Raw genomic sequence first — 7,631 nt, 5'->3', positions numbered from 1 at the left:
ATTGCAATAATGCCATTAAAAATTCTTTTTATTCTTGGATTCATGATAAACCTCCTTCTATTTAACACGCTTACGCATCATTCAGCACTCTTACGAGTCCCATTTATCATACCCTTTTTTTAATAGGCTACACTATAAATTGTCATTCTTTTTATCAAGCCATTGATTTATAGCAAGTTTAGAAGCTAAATCTAATTCATCTCCGGATTTAGGTACACTTGTAATTCTATACTTCTCTACTTCCACAATTTCCGCATCATTAGGCATTAAATAAGCGCTTATTTGAGTTCCTTTTTTCATGCGTATAATTTGGATGCCTTTTGTATTCTTGGTCACCTTCTCTGTGACGAGTTCTGTACAACATAAAAGTGCTCGCATCTCACCCTTTGGATCTTCTCTAATGGCTAAAAAATCACCCTCTTCATTAAAATAGAAAATCCCGACTAATCTGGATTCATCCGAATATGCTTTGACCAGCTTTTTACGGTTTGTTTTCGTTTTGTACGCTTCAAGAGGTACTCTGGCAATTTTCCCATTTTCGAATCCAAAGATCATAAAACCTTCAAATTCTCTTGTGATGACACAGTAGACAACTTCCTCGCCTTTTTCTAAATCAAGGATATTCGGCAAATAAACGCCCAGACTACTGACTTTTTGATCCTCTATTTCATAGAGTTTGAGTTTGTATACGTTGTTTTGATTTGTAAAGAACAAAATTTCATCCTTATTATTGCCCTCTATCTCTTGAAGAATTTCGTCCTCTTCTTTAATCTTATGATCTCCACTAGAGCGTAAAGAGACTAGGGAAACTTTCTTGAAGTAATTATGTGCTGTAAAGAATACTTTAAGATTATAATCTTCCACATGATTTTCTGCGTTATGAACGGCTATGTCATTCGGCATTACCAATTGAGTCTTTCTATCTTGACCGTATTTCTTAACAACGCGTTCTAGATCTTTAATAATCACTTTATTGATTTTGGATTCACTCTCAAGCAAATCTTTTAACTTATCCAACTGCTTTTCAAGGTCAGTCAATTCACTTAAACGATTGAGGATGTATTCTTTGTTTAAATATCTCAACTTAATGTCTGCAACATATTCAGCTTGAATATCATCTACTCCGAAAGCATTCATAAGATTGCCAACGACCTCTTTGTCGCGTTCAGTTTCTCTAATAATTTTAATCGTTAAATCTATGTCTAATAAAACTTCTTTTAAACCATATAATAAATGCAATTTATCAGATAGTTTTCTTATATCAAATCGGACACTTTGTCTAATGCATTCTCGCCTAAAAATTAACCACTCATGTAAAATAGATTTAACACCAAGCACTTTTGGTCTTCCATTGATCAACAGGTTAAAGTTGCAAGAAAAACTATCTTCTAGAGGTGTATATTTAAATAATTTTGCTATAAGTTTATCGGGTTCACTACCGCGTTTTAAGTCAATGGCAATTTTAAGGCCTTTTAAATCCGTTTCATCTCTAACATCGTTAATTTCTTTGATTTTATTTACTTTTACGAGTTCAATAATCTTATCAATAATTTGTTCAATAGTCGTTGTATATGGAATTTCCGATATTTCAATCATATTGTGCTCTTTTACATATTCCGCTTTACCTCTAATTTTAAAGCTACCTTGCCCAGTTTCATAAATCTTTTGCATCTCTTCAGGCACGTAGACCAATTCTCCGCCTGTGGGAAAATCAGGCGCAGGCATTAAAGAAAGCAAATCTACTTCCGGATTTTTTATAAAGGCAATCGTTGTATGACAAAGTTCTTTAAGATTAAAACTTGCAAAATTACTGGCCATGCCAACGGCTATGCCTTTATTAGGATTTGCTAATATGTTAGGGAATGTTATCGGGAGAAGTGAGGGCTCTTTCATGGAACCATCATAGTTATCCACAAATTCAACATTTTCCTTGTCTATTTCCATAAATATTTCTTCACAAATCTCTGCAAGTTTCACTTCCGTATATCTTGGTGCTGCATATTTCATATCTCTTGACGTCACTTTACCGAAATTCCCTTTTGAATCGATATAGGGGAGTAAAAGCGATTCATTCGCATGTGCAAGTCTTACAAGCGTTGCATATATGGCTTGATCGCCATGTGGATTGAGCTTCATAGTCTGTCCCACAACATTTGCAGACTTGGTTCTTTGTCCTTTAAGCAACTTCATTTTGTACATGGTATAAAGAATTTTTCGGTGTGAAGGTTTAAAGCCATCAATTTCTGGAATTGCCCTTGATACAATTACACTCATTGCATAGGGCATATAATTTTGTTCCAGCGTATCTGTAATTTTTTGATCCATTATTAAATCACTATCCATGTGACACTCCTATTTTGAATTAGCTTAAGTCAAGCATTTCCAAATAATGCTCGCCTTTCTCTTCTATAAATTCTTTTCTACCGTCTAAATCGTCTCCCAAGAGGACTTCAAACATCTTTTGTATTTCATAGAAGTTTTCCTCCGATGAAATTCTTATGAGTTTTCTAGATGCTGGACACATGGTTGTCTGCCACATCATATCTGGATTATTTTCACCCAATCCTTTTGATCTTTGAATCGTAAATTTTTTATTAATCCTTTTAACAAGATCATTTTTTTCCTTTTCGCTATAAGCAAATAACGTATTGCCATCGGCTGTATTGATTTCAAATAGAGGGGATTCTGCTATATAAACATTGCCTTTATCGATTAACGTTGGAATAAGTCTATAAATCATCGTAAGTACTAGTGTTCTGATCTGAAAGCCATCCACATCTGCATCTGTACATATGATGATCTTGTCCCACTTTAAATTCTCATAGTTAAAAGTATCCAGTTCTTTATTGTGACGCGTTTTAATTTCCACACCACATCCCAAAACTTTGATAAGATCCGTAATAATCTCTGATTTAAATATTTTCTCATAATCAGCCTTAAGGCAATTCAAGATTTTACCTCTAATAGGCATTAATGCTTGAAACTCACTATCTCTCGCCATTTTACAAGCACCAAGAGCAGAATCCCCTTCAAGTATATAAAGCTCACGCACATCCGTATTTTTAGTTCTACAGTTGACAAACTTCTTAACTTGGTTGGTAAAATCCATTTTCGCGCCCAGTGTTTTCTTCAAATTCAATCGCGTGTTTTCGGCCTTTTCTCGGGAGCGCTTGTTAATTAAAATTTGATCCACAACTTTTAAGGCTTCTTCTTTATTTTCAATAAAATAGATCTCCAAATTCTTCTTGATCACTTCTGTCATAAAGTCTTGTATAAACTTATTAGTAATCGCTTTTTTCGTCTGATTTTCGTAACTTGTCACCGTGGAGAAGGAATTCGTCACAAGTAGCAAACTGTCTTGAATATCTATAAAAGAAATTTTCTTTTCATTCTTGTTATATTTATTTTCAGTTTTCATAAACTTATCGATTTCGTAAACAAATGCATTTCTCACAGCTTTGTCAGGTGAACCACCATGTTCTAGAAAACTGGAATTATGAAAGTATTCAAGCAAATTTACTTCATTATTAAAAGCAAAGGCGACTTGAGTTTTAACTTTATAGTCAGGCATATCTTCTCGATCTCTACCGACACCTTGCTCTTCAAAATAATAGACTGCCGAAATTGATTTTGCCTCTCCAACTTCATCAATATAGTCTTTGATTCCATTTTCGTATATATACTCAAAATAAAGATCCGTTTCTTCATCATGAAGTATAAATTTAACGCCTGGATTGACAATGGATTGTTTTTTTAGAACACTCTGATAAAATTCAAGTGGAATATTGATGTCCTTGAACACATCAAGGTCAGGTCTCCATTTGATTTCAGACCCCGTTCTTTTATATTTTTTCTCTTCTTTTACAAAACCATTTTCAACGATTTTCCCCTTGCTAAAATTAAGCCGATATTCAAATCCATCTCTATGAATGACAACATCCATATATTCGGAACTGTACTGAGTCGCACAAAGACCCAATCCATTTAGGCCTAAGCTGTATTCATAAACATCTGAATCGTTATTATTGTATTTCCCTCCTGCGTATAACTCCGTAAAAATGAGTTCCCAGTTAAATCTCTTTTCATTTTGATTATAGTCTACAGGGATTCCCCTAGCATTATCTATAACTGAAATTGATAAATCTTGATGCCTAATGACTTTAATTTCATTTCCAAAGCCTTGTCTTGCTTCATCAATAGAATTAGAGAGTATCTCGAAAAATGAGTGCTGACATCCCTCTAATCCATCTGAACCAAATATGACTGAAGGTCTCTTTCTTACCCGATCTGCGCCTTTAAGCGCTACGATACTTTCATTTGTATATTTTTGTTGACTCATTTCACACCTCTTAATCTATATTATGCATGTTACTTTTTTTCTCCAATCCTAATCATATCAAATGATCACAAGGTATTGCAAGTTTTTTATTTAGAACTTGCGTTCGCCTTCCAATGCCTATATGTCTCTTTAAAACGGAGGTAATCCACAGGTCTTTATCCACATAAAAAGTCCTTACAGCATTGAAGCAAACGTATTGCTCAGCATGTAAAGACTTTTTTTAGAAATTAGGGTTAGAGCGTTAAACATCCGTTTTGCACGATTCCTCTACCCTATTCTGTATCGCGTGCTTTCCATAAGCACATCATAGGATAGCGGATTTTGAATTTCGACACGCCAACGCTTTATTCACTTTAAAGATCAAGCATATTTTCAATTTCAAGTTCTATATGTCGTCTCAAATCAAAGAATGACTCACCCACTTTAATCAGTGGTCTCGCGGGATCATCTTTATAAGTCATGATAACTTCGCCTTCTTGTCCATTATTTAATCGCACTCTATGTCCTATATAAAAATGAGAAATATTAGATAAAAAGGTTTTAGACATCGAAAAATCTAACGAACTGTAGCATTTTTCCAAAATAAAACTGGCCACTTCAAAGGGATGCATCGCTGGTTTGTATACTCTATCCGCAGTCATGGCACAATAAACATCCGCAACAGATACAATTTTAGCAATATAGCTCATTTGATTGCCCGTTATTCCATTTGGATACCCAGTGCCATCAACTCTTTCATGATGCTGTAAAACGCCAAGCATTACATCATAATTTATATTCGGAATATCTTTGATTAAAATATAACCTAGTGTTGCATGTGTTTTAATCACTTTGAACTCTTCAAAATTTAAAGGACTAGGCTTGTTGAGAATATTATCGGGGATATTACATTTGCCAATATCATGTAACAAACCTGCCAAAGCAGCATCTTTAATGCCTTTGACCTCAAGTTTGCACCACTTTGCAAGTAGACCTGAAATCATAGAAACTCTCACTGAATGATCAAAAGTATAGTCATCATAAGCATGTATTTGCCACATTTTTCGAGTGAATGATTCATCATTTAAGATTGCTTCATACATCGGCTCTAATGTGTCCTGAATTTCTTCATACACAGGAACACGTCCCAATTTAAATTCATTGTAGATGCCCTTAAACTTGTGGACAGTCCTCTGATATTTTTCGTCAACATCTGAAGGATTGTTTAATCGATTATAGGTTACTGTTTGAGTAGATGTGCCCTCAAAATCGGTTTGGGTATCAGCACTTCTAATACTAACAGACTCAATTTGTTTTCGTTTGAGATACTGAATATGAACATCATTAAGAAGAGAATGCGCTCCAATGAGTACCACCCCATGATCATCATAGACATCTTCTAATAATTCCATGCCAACCTCAAGTTGCATAACATCTACTTTTGTCATTTAACCACCCGTTAATTCATTTATATTTCCCCACTTGTATTATAAACGCTTGCAGCCCAAAAAACCAGTCATTTTTTTAATGCGTCAACAAGCAAAGTCCTTTAAACACTCACTTTATTGCTTGCTTTCAGAATGCAATGATTCTAAAAACTGTATTCTATCTGCTACAATTTCTGTCATATAAACAACATCACCATCTTCTTTTTCAAATTTGCTCGTAGCCACTTTACCCGTAATACTCACCAAAGCACCTTTATCTAAATATTTGCAGCAATTTTCTGCATTTTTACCCCAAACTGTTATTCTTGGAAAATCTGCAGTGGGTTTACCTTCACTTCTCTTTTCATCCTTTTGTGTACTCCCTAAGTAACGATCAACTGCTAGGTTAAATTTGGTACAAAACCGCTCTTCGCCGACGAGTTTTAATTCTGGTACCTGTGTTATTCTGCCTACTAAACTTACATTGTTCATAATTGCCTCCTTTTTATATTCCATATTATGGTATTGGTTATATTTTATCATATTGTATTTATTTGTCAAATTGTTTTTTGCTTGTTTTTTTATATAATTCAGTTATAATTGTAATGTATTTCGCATGTCGAAATTTTGAGGTGATTATGTTTATTTCAAAGAAAGCTTTTAGAACAAAGCCAAGAAATCACAATTTGGAAATTAATATTTATAACGGCATATTTTACGCAGTCGCAATCAACTTAGTCAATCCTTATTTCGCTAAATTTGCAGAACGATTAGGCGCAAGTGATTATGAACTTGCATTTCTAAATTCATGGCCTGCATTCGTCAGCATTTTCGCTTTAATTCCAGGTGCACTTCTCATTGAAGGTTTTGGAAACAAAAAGAAATCAACCACATTCATAATGTTTGCACATAAATTATTCTATTTAGCACTCGCCACCGTTCCATTCATAAATCAAATTTCTAAACCTTGGCTCTTTGTTTTTTTGGTTGGCTTGATGAATTTTCCAGGTTCAGTCTATCTTATGGGCTATCAAACTTGCATCGGCGATTTGTTTTCTCCGCGTGAAAGAAGTCATGCTATGGGACTTAGAAATAGATATTCCGATCTTTTTAGATTAGCAATTACATTAATCGCTGGGCAATTGCTCACAAGAATACCTCAAAACAATCAAGAAGTTATTTTCTTATACCAAATTTTCTTCCTAATTGCCTTTGTATTTGGTATTCTTGAAGTCATAACTTTTAATCGCTTTAAATTGCACATCGATCGAAATCAAAAAATATTGTCAACCCGTGCTTCTTTAAAAGAGGCATTTGCATTTGTGTTTCACGATCGTGAATTTAAAATTTTTTTAATGTGTTCTTTGACTTTTTATTTTGGATGGCAAATGGGATGGCCTCTTTTTAACATCTACTTGATTAAAACTTTGGGGGCAAATGAAGCTTGGTTAAGCGCCGTTTCAATTGCATCCGGTTTATCCTCTATTTTGACCTCAACGCTTTGGGCAAAATTTGCAGATAAGTATGGCAACACATTAACCATTGCTATTGCCACATTTGGCATGAGCATTACACCCATCCTATACGCAATGAGCAGCTCACTTTGGATGTTAGTTGTGTTTAATGTCATTATAGGCATATCCATTGCCGGTACGATCCTCGTGCTCTTCAATATGCTTCTTGAAGTTACACCCGATCAAAATAGAACCACTATTATCTCTATCTATAATACTTTTATAGCGATCTCTGCCACAATTGCGCCTATCATCGGCGTTGCGATTAAGGATATGACTCATATAAAAACAGCCTTAATCATCGTTGGATGCTTAAGGCTGCTCGGTAGTTTTACTTTCTATCTCAGAAAGCGTTTTGCTTAGAAGCTTGAC

At 34.6% G+C, this 7,631-nt stretch carries 6 protein-coding genes (1 of these 6 only partly in view); 1 reads left to right on the top strand and 5 read right to left on the bottom strand.

The window, feature by feature from the left end:
• The 5 genes from F3D3_RS19785 to F3D3_RS19765 all read right to left on the bottom strand — a co-directional run.
• Positions 1–44, bottom strand: the start of a protein-coding gene (locus F3D3_RS19785; RefSeq protein WP_069876168.1) for a hypothetical protein. It extends 319 nt beyond the left edge of the window; 44 of the gene's 363 nt are visible here — the first part of the coding sequence; the start codon lies at positions 42–44; the stop codon falls past the left edge of the window.
• An 88-nt stretch (positions 45–132) separates the two neighbouring features.
• Positions 133–2,343, bottom strand: a complete 2,211-nt coding sequence (locus tag F3D3_RS19780) for a DNA topoisomerase (ATP-hydrolyzing) subunit A (RefSeq protein WP_069876167.1) — start codon at positions 2,341–2,343, stop codon at positions 133–135.
• 19 nt (positions 2,344–2,362) lie between these two features.
• Positions 2,363–4,339: a toprim domain-containing protein gene (locus tag F3D3_RS19775; protein ID WP_069876166.1), complete on the bottom strand. Its 1,977-nt coding sequence runs from the start codon at positions 4,337–4,339 to the stop codon at positions 2,363–2,365.
• Positions 4,340–4,692: 353 nt separating this feature from the next.
• Complete coding sequence (locus tag F3D3_RS19770; RefSeq protein ID WP_069876165.1) at positions 4,693–5,766, bottom strand: HD-GYP domain-containing protein; 1,074 nt, start codon at positions 5,764–5,766, stop codon at positions 4,693–4,695.
• 114 nt (positions 5,767–5,880) lie between these two features.
• The gene (locus tag F3D3_RS19765) at positions 5,881–6,237 is read right to left on the bottom strand and encodes a single-stranded DNA-binding protein (RefSeq protein ID WP_069876164.1); all 357 of its coding nucleotides are present in this window, start codon (positions 6,235–6,237) and stop codon (positions 5,881–5,883) included.
• Between the two features lie 146 nt (positions 6,238–6,383).
• Between F3D3_RS19765 and F3D3_RS19760 the strand changes: the two genes are divergently transcribed.
• Entirely contained in the window at positions 6,384–7,622 is a 1,239-nt protein-coding gene (locus F3D3_RS19760) for an MFS transporter (RefSeq protein WP_069876163.1), read from the top strand.
• The last annotated feature ends 9 nt before the right edge of the window (positions 7,623–7,631 follow it).

This window comes from Fusibacter sp. 3D3 (assembly GCF_001748365.1).
In the GTDB taxonomy this organism is placed as follows: Bacteria; Bacillota; Clostridia; order Peptostreptococcales; family Acidaminobacteraceae; genus Fusibacter_A.
The sequence above is the reverse complement of the archived record's forward strand: the minus strand, read 5'-3'. Positions and strand labels throughout refer to the sequence as shown.